Consider the following 14671-nt stretch of genomic DNA (forward strand, 5'->3'; position numbering starts at 1 on the left):
TATATAGCCAAGGAGTATAAATATATGGAAAAATTTTTTAGCGTTATTGATAAGGTATTTTCAATTAATGTTTTTGGAAGCTTAACTTTATATCAATTATTATCGACAATATTAAAGTATATTTTTGTTTTCGTAGTTTTCTATTTTATTTACTCTATAATTAGAATAATATATTACGATGTTAGAACTACTTTAAAAAAGGAACAAGAATCAGATACTTATTTAAAATTAATAAATATTAATGACGGTTTTAGTTTCATGGTTCAGGAATATTATTTCATAGGTGAGGATAATACAATTGGCCGTGATTCAAGAAATACTATAAGCATAAATGATAAATATATGTCAAAATTTCATGCTAGAATTTTACAAGATGAAAGTATGTATTTTCTTGAAGATTTAAAATCTGCAAATGGAACTTACTTAAATGATGAAAAAATAACAGATGCTATTGAGCTTAAATCTGGAGATATCATTAGACTTGGTTCTCTAAAATTCTTATTCGTCCAAGGTGATCATGATGAATAGAACTTTTGATAAATTAGAAAAATCAATGATACTTACAAGAGCAAAAGCAAATTTAAACTTATTTTTATTTGAGTTTTTATCCTTGTCTTTAGCTATGATATTTAATATTAAAAATTTAACAAGTATGGATTTTTATACCTATCTAGCAATTCTTATTGTAACCTTGCTTACTTCATTTTTGGTAGATAGGTTTACAAAGTCTGATAATATCTTGCTTTTGATTGTAAATATGTTATTTTCGATCGGGGTAGCCATTATATATAGACTTGACCCAAAACTTGGCAGAAGACAATTGCAAATCTATATTGTAGGTGTAATCCTATTTTTTATGACTTATTTTATTTTAAAATCTTATAAGAAATGGGATAAATTTATTTTATTTTACGCAGGCATTTCTATTGCTTTGTTCATATTTACATTGATTTTTGGTACCAATTTATATGGAGCAAAAAACTGGATTATAGTTGCACATAAATTTAGTATCCAGCCTTCAGAATTTATAAAGGTCCCTCTTGCTTTTTTTATTGCAAGCTTTTACACTAATTTTAATCAAATTAGCCTAAAACCCTTTGGAAGGTATTTTATGAATTTTATGATTTATGTATTCATAGGATTCTTATTTCTTCAAAAGGATTTGGGAACTGCGTTAATATTTTTTGGAGTCTTAATTTTAAGTCAATTTGTTTATGAAAAAGACAGGAAACTTATTTTTATAAATATGTTTTTTATGATAATAGGCTCTATCGTTGCTTATTTTCTATTTGGACACGTTAGGATTAGAGTTTCAACTTGGCTTGACCCATGGTCAGACATAGATGCAACAGGCTATCAAATTACCCAAGCCTTATTTGCTACCGCAAGTGGTGGTTTATTTGGGACTGGTATTGGTCTAGGTAGGCCTGACTATATTCCAGTAGCAGAATCAGATTTTATTTTCTCAGCTATTTGCGAAGAAATGGGAGTTTTTATGGGTGTAGGAGTTGTATTGTTATTTATGATACTCGTCTATAGAGCTTTAAAGATTTCTTTAACTCAACAAAATAAATTTTATTCTGTACTAGCCTTTTGTATAGGAATATTATTTGCCTTACAGACTTTCATCATTCTTGGTGGTGTCCTTAAGCTTATTCCATTAACAGGAGTAACCCTACCATTTATTAGTCAAGGAGGCTCATCAATGTTATCTGGATTTATCCTCCTAGGATGCCTTCAATATTGTGGGGAAGAAATAAAAGAAGGAGGCAAGAGTGACAGATAATAGAGAAAATAAAAAAAGAATTACTGGTAAAAGTTTCATTGACAAAATAAAGGAACTTGAAGAAAAACAAAGATATAAGGAAAATAACCAATTAAAAGTCTTATCCAAATCAACCCTAAACAAAAGATTGGTATTTGTTATGATATTTTTTGTTTGTTTGTTTATGTTCCTAACCCTATATTTAGTCTATTTTCAACTATTTAAGGCAAAGTCCTTAGCAGAAAACTCTCATAATAGGAGACTTTGGCTTAATGAAGATTTAGTAAAAAGAGGAAGTATATACGATAAAAATGGAAATGTTTTAGCATTTAGCAAACAGGATGGATCTGGAAAGCAAGTAAGAATTTATAATTATCCAGAAGCATCAGCTCCAATTACAGGTTATTCTTCAACTACTTACGGTAAAACTGGTATTGAAAAATCCTATAATAAAGAACTACTCGCGATTAGCGGAGAAAACTTCAGTCAATTCAGGAAGATGGTTGTAAAAAAGGATACAGGAAATAACCTTCATCTAAGTGTTGATCAAAATATTCAAAATATTGTTTATAACTACCTTAGTGCTCACAAGGGGGCATGTGTAGTCATGAATCCGACAACTGGACAGGTTTTAGCAATGGTATCAACACCAAGTTTTAACCCAAATAGTCTCGATGATGATTGGAATAATCTAATTCAAACAGACGATGGAAGGCTTATTAATAGGGCTTGTTTAGGTTTATATAGGCCGGGTTCCACTTTTAAAATTATTACTTCTGCATCGATTTTAGATAATGACATTAATACTTCTTACAATGATAAAGGAAGTGAAATTGTCCAAGGCTATGAAATAAAAAACTTTGAAGACCAAATATTTGGTAGCTTGAATTTAAGGACAGCTTTCATTAATTCTGCTAACACATATTTTGCCAACAAAGCAGTAAAATTAGGTAGGGATAAATTAGCAAAAACTAGTGAGAATTTTGCTTTCAATAAAGACTATGAATTTGATTTGGATAAAAATAAGTCTGTTATACCTTTTAAGGATTTAAATCAAGCAGACCTTGCTATGACAGGTTTTGGTTATGGAAAAACTCAGGTTACTCCTTTGCATATGGCTATGGTTACATCAGCTATTGCCAATAATGGAGTTATGATGAAGCCAAGACTTGTGGATAAGATTACCAATAAGGAAAACGACGTTATCTTTGAAGCGGAAGATGAAATATTATCTAAGGCAACTAGTGAAACTACAGCAAATGCTATAAGAGATTTGATGGTAGAAGTAGTAAGAAATGGTACAGGAAGTGCGGCTTATATCGATTGGGTAAAGCTTGCTGGTAAAACAGGTACTGCTGATAAGGCGGATGGTAAAGTAGATGCATGGTTTGTTGGCTTTGCTCCTGCAGATGACCCCAAAATTGCTTTTGCTATCGTTATTGAAGATAGTCAAGGCACAGGTGGTGAAGTAGCTGCGCCTTTAGCAAGAAGAATCGTTAGAGACATTTTTAATACAATTTCATTTAATTAATTACATAAGCTTATTTTTAATATTAGTCCAGTAATGGTTTTTATTGAGAATAAGCTTATTTATTTTGTTTTGAGAAACACAAATCTTAATTTTATAGTCTTGGGTAAAAAATTCTTTTCCGTCAAATATAAAAACTGTGTGATAGTTATCTCTTTTTGAAACTGAAATTTCTACACTAGCATCATTGGGTAGAACAACAGGGCACTTTAAAGCCTTGTTAAGGTTTGAATAAACTGGAGCTACTGGTGTGAGCTGGTAGCCGTTGAGGGACTGGTGGAGGATTGCTCCTTTAGCTGAAAGATTATAAGCAGTTGATCCATGTGGGGTAGAGATTATTAGGCCATCACCTGAGTAGTACTCAATGAAGTTGCCATCAATAAAAACTTTTAGCCTAATTATCTGGTTTTTACTTGATTTTACAACCACTTCATTTATAGCATTAATTTTTTTGTTATTTATTTTAGATTCAAGCACTGTTAGCTCTTCAATAGAGTATTCTTTTTTTGAAAGAGCAGCTACAAATTCATCAAGCATATCAACTTCTATTTCCTGGTAAAAACCAAGATGGCCAGTATTAATTCCAATAAAAGGAATAGGTGAAAAATTAGTAAGGTGCACGGCATTTAAAAATGTTCCATCTCCACCAATTACAAGATTTAAAAAAGCGTTTTTGTTGTAATGGGTGCTAACTTGATACCCATTGCTTTGTAATATGTTTTTTACCTTATGAAAAATAGTATTTGTATATCTAGATTTGTTCTTAAAAATATTAATTATATTTGTCATATCATATCCTTTCGATTATATTATATCATAGGAGCTAGTATGAATTATATAAAATTTGAAAATTTTAGAAAAATAACCTTAAAGAAATTTTTGAAAGAAAAATCAATCTCTATTAGAGCATACCAAGATTTATTGAATGAAGGAATATTGGTCAATGACAGTAGTGTTCATAATAATATTAACTTGGGTAAAGGAGATATCGTAAAGATAAAAATTGACCCCGAAAATCTTGATTACGAACCTATTAAGGGAGAACTAAATATAGTATATGAAGATGAAAATATCATAGTCGTAAATAAACCTAGTGGGCTAACTGTTAATTCAAAAAATCAGTTAAGTCTTGCTAATTTATTAGCCTATTATTTTCAGAAAAATGATATTAAATCTAAAATAAGACTAATAAATAGGTTGGATATGAACACATCAGGATTAATGATGGTTGCTAAAAATAGATATGCTCAAGCTTATTATCAAAAACAAATTGAGGAAAATAAGACGCATAAAAAATATTTGGCCTATGTGGCTGGAGCACTTAATATAAATGAATTATTTAAAATAAATCTTGAATACGATGAAATTAGTAAGACTTATAGGAATAGCGAGAAAGGAAGACTTGCTATAACATATTTTAAAACCTTGTCTTGTGATGATGACTATTCACTTATAGAGTGTGATATAAAAACTGGAAAGACTCATCAAATCAGGGCTAGTCTTAGGAGTATGGGGCATCCTATAATCGGTGATAAACTTTATGGATCAGCTTATAATTTTGATCGTTTCTTACTACATTCTTTTTATTTATCATTTAAAGAATTTGTTGGTCAGGAAAGTATTATCCTTGAGAATTTGCCTGAATTCAAGCCTTTTTTACTTAAATTATGAAAAGATTATCTTGCAAAAAATTTTTAAATATACTATAATTAAATTATCCTAAGGTATAGGTCCAATTTAAACCTACAAACTTTATAAGGGATTGCGGAGTTCTAACTTTGATGGCAAGCCTCCAATGAGTGGAAGTCAGAGATTTTAGACAGCTTGCCCACCTTCACATACGGGAAGGTCTTAAGTTAAGGACCCCCTTAGGATAAATTTAAAGTTTTAAAATATTATTTTTGGGTAATAATTAATAAGACTAAAAATAAAGGAGAATGATATATGTCACTAGCAGATTATATTGAAAGTAAAGCAAAAGCTAAACAAAGGGAAATTAAGTACGAGATTTGGAAAGCTAAAAACCATGATTCGAGAATGAGAGGACAAGGACTACTCGTTGGTGCCTTAGTTGGTGCTGCAGCAGGTATATTATTTGCTCCTAAATCTGGTAAGCAAACAAGAGAAGACATAAAAGAAGCATTTAATGATACTGTTGAAACAGTCAGAGATACAACATACGATGTGATAGATCAGGCCAAAGACGGTTATGAAGACTTGAAATATAGGGCATACACCGATCTTCAACCAATTAAGGATGGCCTAGAATATGGAGCTGAAGTAGCCAAAGATACAGGTAGACAAATCAAAGATGCTTCAAGAGAAGTGAAAGAATCACTTGCTGAAGGCGCTAAAGATGTTAAAGAAATAGTTAAGGAAAGTGCCGGAGAAATTTCAAAAGTAGCAGATGAAAAAAAAGAAGAAATTTCTAAAGAAGCTAAAGAAACTAAAGAAGCAGTTAAAGATAATGCTGAAGATTTAAAAGAAGAAGCTAAAGAAACAAAAGAAAAGGTAAAAGAGAACGATTTAAAAGTAAGACATAAGAATAATTAGTCAAGGAGATATAAATGAGTATAACTATAGATTTTAATCTTCTAGGCAATATTATTATTAGCGTTTTGGCTATCCTTGCATTGATATTTTTGGTGCTAGTCCTAGTTAAATTTAATAAATTATTAAATTGTTTGCAAGAGGTGCTTAACAAAAATTCGAGCAATATAGATAGTATTATAACAAAACTGCCACATCTAACCAATGAGGCAAGTGATCTTGTAACTAACTTAAACAGCGTAGTTACAGATCCAAATTTGAAGATGGCGATAGCAAAAGTCAATGATACTATGACAAGTGTTAATTCTATAGCTGATGATATAAAAGATACAGTAAATTATGTAGGAATAACAGCGGTTGATAGTGTAGATACTTTTGGAGCTGGAGTTGCATCAATTACTGACTATTCATCATTAATTATGGATGTAATAGACATTGTAAAAAACGTAATTGCAGGCTAATTTAAGACCGTCTTCTTGATGGTCTTTTATATAATGGAGGAAATATGGGACAACCAACAATCAAAGACGTAGCTAAGCTTGCAGGCGTATCTATATCTACTGTTTCAAGGGTAATGAATAATTCAAAACCTGTAAGTCCAGAAGCTAGAAGAAAAGTTTTAGATGCAATTAATAAGCTAGATTTCAAACCAAATGAACTTGCAAGATCACTAGTAATGAGAAAATCAAATCTAGTTGGTGTAATAGTAAAAGATATTGGTATTGAATATATGGCTCAACTAATAAGAGGAATTGAAGAAATAGGTAGGGTTTATAAATATGATATCTTACTTACAAGTTCCTATGGTGAAGACCAACAAGTTGAAAACTCAATAGATTTTCTTGCAACTAAACAGGTAGAAGGTCTTGTTATTATTACCGAAGATATTTCAACAGAAATATTGGTTAAACTTAGAGAGACAAGGATACCTTTTGTAATCCTAGATAAGTATCACAATTATAAAAATATAAAAACAGTTAAGGTAGACTATGAATCTGAAGAATATAAACTTATAAATAGTTTGACTGAAGCTGGACATGAAAATATATTATTAATTGCTGGCAAGGATCAAAATGTTATTAATGAGTCTATGATTAAGGGCTATGAAAATGCAGTTGGTAAGGATAAGTCATATATCCTTAGGATAGATGGCATGTCAAGCGATGACGGATATGCAAATGCTGATGAAGCAATTGATCTTATTAAGAAAGCAAACATTAGTGCAGTTGCCTGTGTCAATGATGAGATAGCTATAGGATTTATGAATTATTGTGTAGACCATGGTATCAAAGTTCCAGATGATTTATCAGTGGTGGGTTTTGGCGATAACAAGATTGCAAGTATTTACAGACCAAAACTAACTACAGTTTCTATCCCATATTATGATATCGGTGCAATTTCAATAAGAGCCTTGATTAAGAGAATTAAGCACGAGGCTGAAATTTTAGAAGATGACTGGATTATTGATGCTCAAATAAGTAAAAGAGAATCAACAAAGGTCATTAGGTAATTGTTGTTAATTTTTATAAAATATAGTAAAATATAAACGTAAATGAAAATTTAGGAGGAATTTTATGGCAGAAAGAACAGTTGTTGTTACAAACGAAACAGGTTTACACGCTAGACCAGCAGCATCATTAGTACAATTTGTAAAGAATTATCCAGGTGAAGTTACAATCATTAAAGAAGATAAAGAAGCTAATGCAAAGAGCATCTTCAATGTTATGAGCCTTGGTATTGCTAAAGGAACAGAAATAAAACTAATCGTTGAAGGCGATGATGAAGAAAAATTCGCTGATGAATTAGTTGAATTTGTTGAGAATTTAGCTGAATAAAATCAAGTCTATAAAGGATACTTTTAAAGTATCCTTTTTTTAAAATTATTATTAATTCAAAGGAGAATAAGTTATATGACTGAAAGATATGAAGGAATAAAGGCTAGTACTGGATATGCTATTGGCAAGATCTATTTATTTACTAGGGAAAAAATTGAGGTCAATCAAGCATCAATAAGTCCTGATTCAGCTGATAGTGAATATCAAAAAGTGAAAGATGCAATAAATGCATATTTTGAAGATTTAAGCAACCTCGACAACCCTACTGAAGCCCAACAAAATATTGCAAATGCCCATAAAGAATTGCTCCAAGATCCATACTTCTCAGACACCATAGAGAGTAAAATCAAAAACGAAAATAAAAACAGTGAACTTGCACTTGATGAAACTATAAGAGAAATGGTAGAAATCATGAGCGCGTTGGATGATGAATATCTAAAAGAACGTGCAAGTGATTACCAAGACATTGGTTTCCAAGTTATGTATAAATTGAAGGGTATCAAGCCTAAAGATCTTTCAAAATTAGAAAAAGGAAGCATTATTATATCTAAAGAGCTTACACCTTCTGATACAGCAAATATGGATAAGGAAGCTGTAGTAGGATTTGCCACAGACTTAGGTGGTAAGACAAGTCATACTTCTATAATTGCTCAAACTCTTGATATGCCTGCTCTTGTTGGTATGGCGGATGTATCTACAAAACTAAAAGGTGGGGAAAAAGCGATTATTGATGGTTATGAGGGAGTATTAATTATAAACCCAAGTGACGATGAAGTAGCTAAATATGAAAAATTAATCGCAGAACTAAAAGAAAAGAAGGAAAGACTTAAAAATATCAAAGACTTACAAGCTGTCACAACAGATGGTAAACACATAGAAGTTTCTGCGAACATTGGCAATATAGAAGATTTAAAACTTGCTATAGAAAATGGATGTGACGGTGTCGGTCTATTTAGAACCGAGTTTTTATATATGGAAAGTTCCGAATTCCCAAGTGAAGAAGTCCAATTTGCAGTTTATAAAGAAGCAACTGAAATGCTTGGTAAAAAACCACTAATTATTAGAACACTTGATATTGGTGGCGATAAGGGATTAGATTATTTTAAATTCCCTGTTGAAGAAAATCCATTCTTAGGCTACAGGGCAATTCGTCTATGTCTTGACAAGGAAGATATATTTAGAACACAATTAAGAGCCTTAGTAAGGGCTTCTGCCTTTGGCAATCTAAAAATAATGATTCCATTTGTAGTTAATATAGACGAGCTTAAAAAGTCAATTGAATTAATTGAAGAAATTAAGAAGGACCTTGATAAGGAAGGAATTGCTTATAACAAAGACCTTGATGTAGGAATCATGGTTGAAACTTCTGCATCAATAATAATGGCTGATAAGTTTATAAAATATGCAGATTTCTTCTCAATAGGTACAAATGACTTAACTCAATATACCTTGGCAGTAGATAGAGGAAATGAAAATATAGCACATATGTATTCAAACTATAATCCTGCCGTTCTTAGAGCTATCAAACATGTTATTGATGTATCTCACGAAGCAGGAAAATGGACAGGAATGTGTGGAGCTTTTGCGGCAGATACAGAAGCTACAAAACTTCTTCTTGGTTTAGGCCTTGATGAATTTTCAGGTTCATCTGCAAAAATTGCTGAGATTAAGGATACAATAATTAAGTCAAGTCAAAAAGAAGAGAAATTATTTGCTGAAAAAGCGATTGATTTGGAACTTGCTTCAGAAGTTGAAGCTTTAGTAAAAGAACATAACAAATAAGGATTTTAAAATGACTAGTGATATTAGAAATATCCTAGGTCATACTAATATTTTTAATAATCAAGATAAAGTCAATAGTATCGAAAAAATTGGCTCTAGTAAATACAAAGTAGAGAAGGATGATAAGTATTATGTATTCTCATTCTATGACTTAAACCAATTTGATGACTTTGAAAATGAAGATCTTGTTAATGAAGTGCTAGCTCATGCAGGACTAAATCCACTTACTATTTATGAAAAAGGCATAATGCCTGATATAGAAAAATCTTATAAGGTTTATGAATATAGAAATGAAATAGCTTTAAAAGATTATCTTGAAAAGGCAAGTGACCAAGATCAAGAGAAGGTAGGAACTGAGTTTGGTCTTGCCTTGAGAAAACTTCATGGTATAAAAGCTCAAGACCCAGTAGACTGGCAGAAAGAATTTTTGATAGTCTCAAATAAAATTTTTTACATGCATGGGTTAAATGAGATTGGTGACGATGACTATATATTGATTGATTATATCAATGCCAACAAACATCTTACCGAAAATACTGCCATTAACTTACTATATAAAAATATTAGTGATAAAAACATTAGGATATACAACGAGAATTCCTTGGACTTAAGAGGTATCAAAAAACTTGAATACGGGGATGGTATAATTGATTTTGTTGAGATAAATAGAATAGCTATTACTTATCCATTATTTGCAAAAGCAGCCTTGAAAGCTTATCATAATGGGGAAAAACCTGCAAGAAAGTTTTATCGATTATTAAGTCTTTATCAAGCAACAACCATTTTAGAAAGCATAATAAATTTGAGAAATAAATCAGATTCTACGCTTACACCTGAAGAGGTGGATGGTTTATTAGAAATGTATGATAATTTTAATAGAATAACACCAAAATGGGTTGATTAAATTTAAGGTGGCTTTAGAAATCCTTCCTAACACAAAGAATTAACAAAGATAAATATAAAATGTTAACTTAATGAAGGATTTTATTTCTATAAGCCACCTTTTAATTGGAGTTTATTGAATAAATCTCTATTTTATGATAACATTTTATTATAATATAAGGAGGTTGTATGAAAAAATACCTATGGATTTTAATTGGATCCTTGCTTATAGCTGGTGGATTATATTTTTTCTTACTAAGCCATGATATTGCAGCTGGTGGAATATCTGGATTTGCTCTGGTGGTTTCAGAAGCCTTGCCAGTATTAAATTTAGGTATGGTAAACTTAGTACTTAACGTAGTTGTACTAATTGCAGGAATGATTTTTATTGGATTTGAATTTGCAAAGAAATCACTAATATCTTCAATGGCAGTATCAGCATATATACTAGTTTTCGAAAAAATGCTTCCTAACGTAAATCTAGGAAATGATAAGATAATAAACATAATATTCGGATCAATAGTTGTTTCGTTAGGACTTGCTATAGTTTTTAATCATGAAGCATCCTCCGGTGGAACTGACTTAATTGCAGCAATTTTCAATAAATATTTTAATGTGCCCCTACATGTCTGTTTGTTTTGTGCAGATTTTATAGTGGTATTGCTATCAGCATTTATATTCGGTACAGAATTAGCCATGTACGCTACCCTCGCAATAATGATACAATCCATAGGTTTTGATTATTTCATGCAAGGCTTTGGTAGAAAAATCTCAATTATGGTTATATCCGATAAATACATAGATATTAATGAAATGCTGGTTAATAAACACGCTAAGGGCGTAACCTTACTTGAAGCAGAAGGTGGTTATTCTCATAAGGACAAAAAAGTAATTATGACAATCACCAGTATCAGAACATTTCCAGCTATCAAGGATGATATATTACAAATAGATGATAGGGCCTTTATATTTACTTCAACTATTTCTGAAGTATTGGGCGAAGGCTTTACCTTTAATCAATTAAATTAGGAGAATTATTATAAAAGAGTTTACAATAAAGAGATTTACAAAAAATAAAGCATATTTAAAAACTAAATTTGGGGATGCTGTTATTGATAAGGAGCAAGTAAAAGACCTTAGACAAGACGATAAAGTCGAAGCCTACTTATATCGCGACTTAAATGAAGTTTTAAGAGCGAGCAGAGATCTGCCATATAAACCAGGGAAGGTTTATTCTTTAAAAGCAGTAGAAATCACTAAGAAGGGTGTATACTTTGAAATAAAAGGAGGACATGCTTTTTTACCTTTTGAAGAAAGGACTTATAAGATTATCAAAGATATGGTTTATCCACTATCTTTCAAAGAAGATGATGGTTATCTCTACCTTACAACAAAAATAAGAGAACTCTTAACCAATGATCATGATTATAAAGAAAATGATGAGGTTAAAGGGAGGATTTATTCTATAAATAAATCTATAGGTGCCTTTGTAGTTTTAGATGATAAATATGATTCATTAATAAGAATTAAAGAATTTAAGGGTGTATATATTGAAGGTGAAGAGATAACTGCTAGGGTCAAAGAAGTAAAAAATGATGGCAAAATCGAACTTACTCTAAGGCAAAGAGCTTATCTAGAAATAGATAATGATAGCGACAAGATACTTGATTATTTATATCAAAATGGCGGCTTTGCTGATGTGTCTGATAATTCATCACCTGAGAAAATTTATTCTTATTTTGCGATGAGTAAGTCTGCTTTTAAAAGAGCAATTGGTCGTTTGTATAAGAATAAGGATATAAAAATTTATAAAAATAGAATCGAATTAAATGAAAGGTAAATATGGATAATAACAATAAACTATTAGCTGAAGTAAACGGCAAGAAAATTTACAGAAATGATGTGATTTCCTTCATGCACAATATTGAAGGTGGAGCAAGGTTTCAAAATGAAGAAGGTATAAAGGTTTTAGCTGATGAGATGGTAAACCAAGAGATAATTCTTGCCGATGCTTATAAAAATAAATTAGACGATGAAGATGAGTTTAAAAATGAACTTAAACTTGTTAAAGACAATATGCTTAAAAATTATGCAATGCATAAGATTTTTGAAGCTGTAAATCCTACTGACGATGATTTAAAAATGTATTATGAAGATAATAAGGAATTAATTAGTCCTAATAAAACATATACAGCAAGTCATATCTTAGTTGATGATATAGACAAGGCAAATAAAATTTATGAAGAAATTAAATTAGGATTAGATTTTAAAGAGGCAGCAAAAAAATATTCTAAAGATCCATCTGCCGCTAGTGGTGGTTCCCTTGGAACCTTTCCTAAGGGTGTAATGGTAAAAGAATTTCAAGATGGACTTGATAGTTTGGAAATTGGTGAAATATCAAAACCTGTGAAGTCCCAATTTGGATATCATATAATAAAACTTGAAGATATACAAAACGAAGAACCAAAAGCTTTTGATGAAGTAAAAGAACAAGTTTACCAAACATATTTAATGGTAAAAAGACAAGAAAAATATTTAGAAAAATTAAAAGAAATCTCAAAAAATGCAGAGGTTAAAAAATATTACTAGGTAGGCCATATGGCGCATGATTATGGAAATTCAAATTTGAAAAATTATATAGATCAAATCAAGTCGAGTCTTAGTACATCTAATAAAAAACCAACTATAGTAGGCACAATTATAAAAGCGGCTGAGGAATCTTCATGCAAGATTAGTAAATTAGGACAAACCTTATATATTAAGAAAGGTGACAACCCTTTGGCCCTTTTTCACTTAAATATTGATAATGCATCAGATGTGCCTTTTAGTATAACTGACTTTGAGGATGAAAATTCTATTGCGAGTAAAGCTAATTTTAATTTGATTTCATCTGCTATTGTGATTAATACTCTCTTGTTAAATTCAGATAAATCTTTTGATGTCTTAATATCGCATAGCAATATTCAATCAAATATAGAAGACTATAGCGAAGTAAGCGCTGTCTTAAGAACAAATAATATAATTAACTTAAACTTAAGACAAGCAGATGTAATAGCTGATGAATTTTCTAGCCTATTATTATCATTAATAACAGTCCCTGTGAGTAGATTTAAGCCAGAATATCCTTATAAGACTTATAGACTTTCACTAAATAATTTAATGGGTGGCCATGCTGGAGATAATATTAACAAGGTTAGGAAAAATTCTATTAAAATGATTATAGGATTTTTTAGAAAACTCAAATCAAAAGTTGACATAGAGATGTTATCTTTTTGTGGAGGGGATAGATACGATAATGTGCCTTCGTCTGCAGAGCTGGAATTTATAATTAATCCAGACTATGAAAGCGACTTGCTAAATGCTTTTGAGATATTAAAAAATGATGCTATAGAGAAAAATCTCCGTTATGAGCCTGATATGATATTCACATGTGAAGAAGTTGAAAATAAAGAGTTAGCACCAATTACTGGTGAATCATTTAATCAACTTGCATCATTTGTTGAATTATGTCCATCTGGACCATTTACGGTTAGCAGCATTGATGATCAGGTTATTTCATCTTCAAATTTGGCTACTAGCAGAAGCTTAAAGAGAACTATTAATATGATTTTAGTCTTTAGGTCACTAACTGAAGAGGGCATGAGGCAAATGTTAGAAAAAAGTTCTATAGCTGCAGATATTGCTAAGTCTAAGCTTGAAAAGAAATTTTTCATTCCTAGTTGGAAGAATCAAGATAAATCTTTGACAAATGTTTTTAGCAAGGCTTATAAAGACCTTAACGATAATGATTTGGAGATTATAAGAACACAGTATTCACTTGATTCTAGTCTGGTTTTCAAAAATTTAAATGTGAAGATAGTATCATTAGGGGTAAAATATAAGCAAGATGATCAATATTTTTATACTCAGATAGATGAAATTTCAAGAGTTATAAATCTAATTGAACATGTTTTAGAAATACTTAAAGAAAACAAGGAGAAACAATGACAGAAACATTTAATATTCATGGTCATGAGGTAGTATTTAATAAAAATCAAGGCAAGGCTGTAATAGAAATTCAATTAGGCGAAACAGAAGAAGAATGTATCTTAATAGATATTTTTAGTGTTGATGACAAAGAATATATTGCTTTACTATCTGGTGAATCATCTGAGATTTACTTATTTAGATATACTGATATCTATGGTGAAGATAATATTGATTTAACAATGATTGATGATGAAGATGAAGTTGATGAAGTTTTCCATATATTTAGCCATTATTGGACTGATGATATGATAGATGATTTAATATGTGAGTATGAAGAAGAGGTTAACTCAGAAAAATAAA

Annotated in this window: 16 protein-coding genes; 15 read left to right on the top strand and 1 reads right to left on the bottom strand. The window is 30.8% G+C overall.

What is annotated here, in order from left to right:
- The first annotated feature begins 24 nt into the window (after window positions 1-24).
- Genes HMPREF1630_RS08585 through HMPREF1630_RS08595 form a run of 3 tightly spaced genes read left to right on the top strand, consistent with a single transcriptional unit; the run spans window position 25 to window position 3296 of the window.
- The gene (locus tag HMPREF1630_RS08585) at window positions 25-528 is read left to right on the top strand and encodes an FHA domain-containing protein (RefSeq protein ID WP_037328773.1); all 504 of its coding nucleotides are present in this window, start codon (window positions 25-27) and stop codon (window positions 526-528) included.
- A complete protein-coding gene (locus HMPREF1630_RS08590; protein ID WP_081931897.1) occupies window positions 518-1786 on the top strand; it encodes an FtsW/RodA/SpoVE family cell cycle protein in 1269 nt (422 codons plus the stop codon). The genes HMPREF1630_RS08585 and HMPREF1630_RS08590 overlap by 11 nt, the downstream gene beginning before the upstream one ends.
- Window positions 1776-3296 (top strand): peptidoglycan D,D-transpeptidase FtsI family protein, encoded by a 1521-nt coding sequence (locus tag HMPREF1630_RS08595; RefSeq protein WP_004827425.1) that lies wholly within the window; start codon window positions 1776-1778, stop codon window positions 3294-3296. The genes HMPREF1630_RS08590 and HMPREF1630_RS08595 overlap by 11 nt, the downstream gene beginning before the upstream one ends.
- On the opposite strand, the gene HMPREF1630_RS08600 is transcribed toward HMPREF1630_RS08595, so the two are convergent.
- A complete protein-coding gene (locus HMPREF1630_RS08600) occupies window positions 3297-4082 on the bottom strand; it encodes an NAD(+)/NADH kinase (RefSeq protein ID WP_037328777.1) in 786 nt (261 codons plus the stop codon).
- 39 nt (window positions 4083-4121) lie between these two features.
- Between HMPREF1630_RS08600 and HMPREF1630_RS08605 the strand changes: the two genes are divergently transcribed.
- The 12 genes from HMPREF1630_RS08605 (at window position 4122) to HMPREF1630_RS08660 (ending at window position 14670) form a co-directional block, all read left to right on the top strand.
- Entirely contained in the window at window positions 4122-4964 is an 843-nt protein-coding gene (locus HMPREF1630_RS08605; protein ID WP_037328779.1) for an RluA family pseudouridine synthase, read from the top strand.
- 273 nt (window positions 4965-5237) lie between these two features.
- Window positions 5238-5846, top strand: a complete 609-nt coding sequence (locus HMPREF1630_RS08610; protein ID WP_004827428.1) for a YtxH domain-containing protein — start codon at window positions 5238-5240, stop codon at window positions 5844-5846.
- A 14-nt stretch (window positions 5847-5860) separates the two neighbouring features.
- A complete protein-coding gene (locus HMPREF1630_RS08615) occupies window positions 5861-6304 on the top strand; it encodes a hypothetical protein (RefSeq protein WP_004827429.1) in 444 nt (147 codons plus the stop codon).
- Window positions 6305-6348: 44 nt separating this feature from the next.
- Entirely contained in the window at window positions 6349-7353 is a 1005-nt protein-coding gene (locus tag HMPREF1630_RS08620) for a LacI family DNA-binding transcriptional regulator (RefSeq protein WP_037328780.1), read from the top strand.
- A 64-nt stretch (window positions 7354-7417) separates the two neighbouring features.
- Window positions 7418-7678, top strand: a complete 261-nt coding sequence (locus tag HMPREF1630_RS08625; protein WP_004827431.1) for an HPr family phosphocarrier protein — start codon at window positions 7418-7420, stop codon at window positions 7676-7678.
- Between the two features lie 75 nt (window positions 7679-7753).
- Window positions 7754-9460: a phosphoenolpyruvate--protein phosphotransferase gene (ptsP, locus tag HMPREF1630_RS08630; protein ID WP_037328781.1), complete on the top strand. Its 1707-nt coding sequence runs from the start codon at window positions 7754-7756 to the stop codon at window positions 9458-9460.
- A gap of 10 nt (window positions 9461-9470) precedes the next feature.
- On the top strand, window positions 9471-10364 hold the full coding sequence (locus HMPREF1630_RS08635; RefSeq protein ID WP_004827433.1) for a hypothetical protein: 894 nt from the start codon (window positions 9471-9473) through the stop codon (window positions 10362-10364).
- Window positions 10365-10531: 167 nt separating this feature from the next.
- Window positions 10532-11371 carry a YitT family protein gene (locus tag HMPREF1630_RS08640; RefSeq protein WP_004827434.1) on the top strand — a complete coding sequence of 280 codons (840 nt, stop codon included), beginning with the start codon at window positions 10532-10534 and terminating at the stop codon, window positions 11369-11371.
- Between the two features lie 310 nt (window positions 11372-11681).
- On the top strand, window positions 11682-12182 hold the full coding sequence (locus HMPREF1630_RS08645) for a S1 RNA-binding domain-containing protein (RefSeq protein WP_052039421.1): 501 nt from the start codon (window positions 11682-11684) through the stop codon (window positions 12180-12182).
- Window positions 12183-12184: 2 nt separating this feature from the next.
- Entirely contained in the window at window positions 12185-12931 is a 747-nt protein-coding gene (locus HMPREF1630_RS08650) for a peptidylprolyl isomerase (protein ID WP_037328783.1), read from the top strand.
- Window positions 12932-12940: 9 nt separating this feature from the next.
- On the top strand, window positions 12941-14329 hold the full coding sequence (locus HMPREF1630_RS08655; protein ID WP_037328784.1) for a zinc-binding metallopeptidase family protein: 1389 nt from the start codon (window positions 12941-12943) through the stop codon (window positions 14327-14329).
- The gene (locus tag HMPREF1630_RS08660; protein WP_004827438.1) at window positions 14326-14670 is read left to right on the top strand and encodes a DUF1292 domain-containing protein; all 345 of its coding nucleotides are present in this window, start codon (window positions 14326-14328) and stop codon (window positions 14668-14670) included. The genes HMPREF1630_RS08655 and HMPREF1630_RS08660 overlap by 4 nt, the downstream gene beginning before the upstream one ends.
- The last annotated feature ends 1 nt before the right edge of the window (window position 14671 follow it).

The sequence above is a fragment of the Anaerococcus lactolyticus S7-1-13 genome (assembly GCF_000758765.1).
In the GTDB taxonomy this organism is placed as follows: domain Bacteria; phylum Bacillota; class Clostridia; order Tissierellales; family Peptoniphilaceae; genus Anaerococcus; species Anaerococcus lactolyticus.

Coding starts and splice junctions, on each gene's coding strand:
- HMPREF1630_RS08590 (WP_081931897.1), top strand. CDS start 518: ATGATGAATAGAACTTTTGATAAATTAGAAAAATCAATGATACTTACA.
- HMPREF1630_RS08645 (WP_052039421.1), top strand. CDS start 11,682: ATGGTTTATCCACTATCTTTCAAAGAAGATGATGGTTATCTCTACCTT.
- HMPREF1630_RS08605 (WP_037328779.1), top strand. CDS start 4,122: ATGAATTATATAAAATTTGAAAATTTTAGAAAAATAACCTTAAAGAAA.
- ptsP (WP_037328781.1), top strand. CDS start 7,754: ATGACTGAAAGATATGAAGGAATAAAGGCTAGTACTGGATATGCTATT.
- HMPREF1630_RS08620 (WP_037328780.1), top strand. CDS start 6,349: ATGGGACAACCAACAATCAAAGACGTAGCTAAGCTTGCAGGCGTATCT.
- HMPREF1630_RS08610 (WP_004827428.1), top strand. CDS start 5,238: ATGTCACTAGCAGATTATATTGAAAGTAAAGCAAAAGCTAAACAAAGG.
- HMPREF1630_RS08585 (WP_037328773.1), top strand. CDS start 25: ATGGAAAAATTTTTTAGCGTTATTGATAAGGTATTTTCAATTAATGTT.
- HMPREF1630_RS08625 (WP_004827431.1), top strand. CDS start 7,418: ATGGCAGAAAGAACAGTTGTTGTTACAAACGAAACAGGTTTACACGCT.
- HMPREF1630_RS08635 (WP_004827433.1), top strand. CDS start 9,471: ATGACTAGTGATATTAGAAATATCCTAGGTCATACTAATATTTTTAAT.
- HMPREF1630_RS08650 (WP_037328783.1), top strand. CDS start 12,185: ATGGATAATAACAATAAACTATTAGCTGAAGTAAACGGCAAGAAAATT.
- HMPREF1630_RS08640 (WP_004827434.1), top strand. CDS start 10,532: ATGAAAAAATACCTATGGATTTTAATTGGATCCTTGCTTATAGCTGGT.
- HMPREF1630_RS08615 (WP_004827429.1), top strand. CDS start 5,861: ATGAGTATAACTATAGATTTTAATCTTCTAGGCAATATTATTATTAGC.
- HMPREF1630_RS08600 (WP_037328777.1), bottom strand. CDS start 4,082: ATGACAAATATAATTAATATTTTTAAGAACAAATCTAGATATACAAAT.
- HMPREF1630_RS08655 (WP_037328784.1), top strand. CDS start 12,941: ATGGCGCATGATTATGGAAATTCAAATTTGAAAAATTATATAGATCAA.
- HMPREF1630_RS08660 (WP_004827438.1), top strand. CDS start 14,326: ATGACAGAAACATTTAATATTCATGGTCATGAGGTAGTATTTAATAAA.